This window comes from Mesorhizobium sp. M7A.F.Ca.CA.001.08.2.1 (assembly GCF_003998455.1).
GTDB classification, from domain to species: domain Bacteria; phylum Pseudomonadota; class Alphaproteobacteria; order Rhizobiales; family Rhizobiaceae; genus Mesorhizobium; species Mesorhizobium ciceri.
In genome coordinates this window covers 1-1,682 of the sequence record NZ_RZPW01001047.1, presented here as the reverse complement: position 1 = coordinate 1,682, position 1,682 = coordinate 1, and the positions used below count along the sequence as shown (strand labels likewise).

Genomic DNA, 1,682 nt, shown 5'->3' with positions numbered 1-1,682 from the left:
CATCCATTCGGAGTCGCGGGTGGCCAGATAGTCGTTGACGGTGACGACGTGGACGCCCTTGCCGGCAAGCGCGTTGCGGTAGACCGGCAGCGTCGCGACCAGGGTCTTGCCCTCGCCGGTGCGCATCTCGGCAATGCCGCCATTGTGCAGCACCATGCCGCCGATCAGCTGGACATCGAAGGGGCGCATGCCGAGCACGCGGCGCGCGGCCTCGCGGGCGGTGGCGAAGGCCGGCACCAACAGATCGTCGAGCGTGGCGCCGTTGGCGATGTCCTGGCGGAATTTCGCGGTGCGGCCGACCAATTCCTCATCGGAAAGCGCCCGCATCTCGTTTTCCATGGCGTTGATCGCCTCGACACGGGGCCGGGTCGATTTGACCCGACGGTCGTTGGAGGAACCGAAAACCTTACGGGCGAGACCGCCGAGACTGACCATCCAATGGTCCTTTCGATAGAATTCTCAATCTTGAGATGAGCGCCGGGCGGCCCCATCAATTCCACGTGAACGTGGACAAACACAAAAAGCGCCCGGAAAACGGTTCTGGACGCAAAGTCGTTGGACAGATAAGAGGGGGCTCAACTGATGTCAACGCCGCGCTGGCCCTGCTGGCTGCGCCAAATTCCGCCACAATCTGGCCGATCTGGAAGCACCCCTCTTAACAATCCCCACCGGAGTCCCCCTATGTCCCTGTTGTTTCGCCGCGCGTCGCTCGCCAGCCTTGGCTTGGCCGTCGGCCTGTCGGCCCTTTCGCTCTCGCCTGTGATGGCGCAGCAAACCGCTCCCGCTCCAGCGGATGCAGCAGCGCCAGCCGCGGCACCGGTCGATCCCAATAAGGTTATCGCCACGGTCAACGGTCAGCCCCTGACCGAAGCAGATCTGGTGCTTGCCGAAGGGGAATTGTCGCAGCAGTTCGCACAATTGCCGCCCGAGCAGCGCCGTGCCGCCGCCCTTTCGGCTGCCATCGAGATCCGCGTCATGGCCGCCCAGGCGGTCACCACAGGGCTCGACAAGGATCCCGACTTCCAGCGCCGCATGGCCTTCCTGCAGCAGCGCGCGCTGCATGGCGAGATGGTCGAGAAGGGTGTCGTCGACAAGGTCACCGACGCCGAGGTCCGCGCCCGTTACGACCAGGAAATCGCCAACACGCCGCCCACCAACGAGCTGCATGCCCGTCACATCCTCGTGAAGACGAAGGAAGAGGCCGAGGCGATCATCAAGCAGCTCGACGGCGGCGCCGACTTCCAGAAGCTCGCCAACGAGCACACCAGCGATCCGTCAGGCAAGACCAGCGGCGGCGATCTCGGCTGGTTCGGACCTGGCCAGATGGTGCCGGAGTTCGACAAGGCGGCCTCCGCGCTCGAGGTCGGCAAATACACCGAGCAGCCGGTGCAAACGCAGTTCGGCTGGCATGTCATCAAGCTTGAAGACAAGCGCACCAAGCAGCCGCCGGCCTTCGACGACGTCAAGGACCAGGCCAAGCAGGCGGTCATCCGCGACAAGTATTTCGCGCTGGTCAAGTCGCTGCGCGCCGGCGCCAAGGTCGAGATCCCCGACGCCAACCTGAAGAAGGCGGTCGATACGCTGGAAAGCGCCAAGTAAGACTGGCAGATTTTTGAAAAGGGGCGCGGCAGCCAGGGGTTGCCGCGCCCTTTTTCATTCATTGCCGTCTTTACGAGGCAGGC

1 protein-coding gene and 1 pseudogene are annotated in these 1,682 nt (G+C 63.9%); one reads left to right on the top strand and one right to left on the bottom strand.

The window, feature by feature from the left end:
• Positions 1-435, bottom strand: a pseudogene (locus EN914_RS34580) (preprotein translocase subunit SecA); the annotation flags it as partial.
• A gap of 246 nt (positions 436-681) precedes the next feature.
• Between EN914_RS34580 and EN914_RS34575 the strand changes: the two are divergent.
• Complete coding sequence (locus EN914_RS34575; RefSeq protein WP_024503787.1) at positions 682-1,599, top strand: peptidylprolyl isomerase; 918 nt, start codon at positions 682-684, stop codon at positions 1,597-1,599.
• Positions 1,600-1,682 lie beyond the last annotated feature (83 nt).